Origin of the sequence: Agrobacterium sp. NPDC089420, from assembly GCF_044900305.1 — a bacterium.
GTDB lineage: Bacteria > Pseudomonadota > Alphaproteobacteria > Rhizobiales > Rhizobiaceae > Agrobacterium.
This window is the reverse complement of sequence record NZ_JBJDMY010000068.1, coordinates 1-1,373: the sequence shown is the minus strand read 5'-3', so window position 1 is coordinate 1,373 and position 1,373 is coordinate 1. Positions and strand designations below refer to the sequence as shown.

Below are 1,373 nucleotides of genomic sequence, written 5' to 3'. Positions count from 1 at the left end.
ATGTCCTTGGTGCGCTTGGTCGGCGAGAACGCCATGGCCCAGGCGGCGGGAATGGCGATGATCAGCGCGATGATCGTCGAGCCGAGCGACAGTACCACCGAGTTCATGAAGGGTTTGAAGTAATCGCGCTGGGTCTGGACGGTGATGTAGTTTTCCAGCGTGCCCGAGGGGATGAGGCTGAAGCCTGATATCGCCTCCGGCTCGGTCTTGAGCGAGGTGAGGAAGGCGTAGAGGATCGGGAAGAACAGCAACAGCGCCACGGTCCAGGCCGCGATGGAAAAGCCGATCTTTGCGCGTGTGGTTGTCTTGCGGGCCATGATTAGACCTCCCCTGAGGTAATAGCGGTAAAAGCACGGGGCCGTTTTGGTGTGGAGACGGAAACATCCGCTCCTCCCTCATTCCTGTGCTTGTCACAGGGATCCAGTCGGCGCGCGTCGGCGCGACGGAGGGGCTTTCTTTCAGCCCAAGGACTTGGGCTGGCTGGATTCCTGTGACAGGCACAGGAATGAGGGAGGGTGGAGGGCCGTCCAGAGAACAAAAGCATCGTCATATCCCGCCCCCTTACCGATCCAGGTTCTTGCCAACCGCCCGCATCAGGAAGATGGCGACGATATTGGCGAGGATGACGGCGATGATGCCGCCGGCCGAAGCGCCGCCGACGTCGTAACCCAGAAGCGCGGTGCGATAGATGAGGAAGGCGAGGTTGGTGGAGGCGTAACCCGGTCCGCCATTGGTGGTGACGAGGATTTCCGCATAGACGCCGAGCAGGAAGATCGTCTGGATGAGAATGACGACGGTGATGGCGCGCGACAGATGCGGCAGGGTCAGGTAGATGAAGCGGTTGACGAAGTTGGCGCCATCCATCTCGGCCGCCTCCTTCTGCTCGCCGTCGAGCGACTGCAGGGCGGTGAGCAGGATGAGCGTCGCGAAAGGCAGCCATTGCCAGGCGACGATGATGACGATGGAGAGCAGCGGAAACTGCGCGAACCAGTCGACCGGCTGGAAACCGAAGAAGCGCGACAGATCGGCAAGCACGCCGTAGCCTGGATGCATGATCATGTTCTTCCACACCAATGCGGCCACCGGCGGCATGACGAAGAAGGGCGAGATGATCATGATGCGCACGATGCCCTGGCCGAAAATGTCGTTGTCGAGCAGAAGCGCAATGGCGATGCCGCCGATGACGGTGATCAGAAGCACGCCGCCGACGATGACCAGCGTGTTCCAGATCGACTGGAAGAAGGCCGGGTCGGTGTAGAAATACTGGTAATTGAACAGACCGGCAAAGCTGACATTGGCGGGGTTGAGCAGATTGTAGTTCTGGAACGAGAACCACAGCGTCATCGCCAGAGGCACGATCATCCAAACCAGCA

Annotated in this window: 1 protein-coding gene and 1 pseudogene; both read right to left on the bottom strand. The window is 59.9% G+C overall.

Features of this window, described 5'->3' with window-relative positions; genetic code table 11:
• Positions 1-317: pseudogene (locus tag ACI2KA_RS26965) on the bottom strand (carbohydrate ABC transporter permease); the annotation flags it as partial.
• A gap of 244 nt (positions 318-561) precedes the next feature.
• Positions 562-1,371 (bottom strand): carbohydrate ABC transporter permease, encoded by an 810-nt coding sequence (locus tag ACI2KA_RS26960; RefSeq protein ID WP_404505491.1) that lies wholly within the window; start codon positions 1,369-1,371, stop codon positions 562-564.
• Between the last annotated feature and the right edge of the window lie 2 nt (positions 1,372-1,373).